Annotated in this window: 1 pseudogene; it reads right to left on the bottom strand. The window is 34.9% G+C overall.

Going from position 1 to position 255, the window contains the following annotated elements:
- A pseudogene (locus tag M3610_RS28720) lies at positions 1 to 255 on the bottom strand (hypothetical protein); the annotation flags it as partial.

The following is a 255-nucleotide window of genomic DNA, read 5'->3' as shown; positions in this document are numbered from 1 at the left end:
TTAAACCTAACAATAGATCTGCCGCCTTTTGCAGAAGTACATAACTCCTTTTTCCCACATTCATTAAAGTTTACACACGTGTAACGTTTGGAATCTTTGCCGTTTTGCTTTCCATTCCATTTAAAATCCAAACAGTAGCCCATCGGGCAAATAAAAACATCATCTTTTTGGTCATACTTGAAGTTTGATTTATCAAATCCGTTTTCAACCTTTTGTTGTTTTCCTTTTTGAGGCTTTATTAAGATCTCAGTCTTC

Source organism: Neobacillus sp. MER 74 (assembly GCF_023714155.1).
This window is presented reverse-complemented; position numbering and strand designations above follow the sequence as displayed.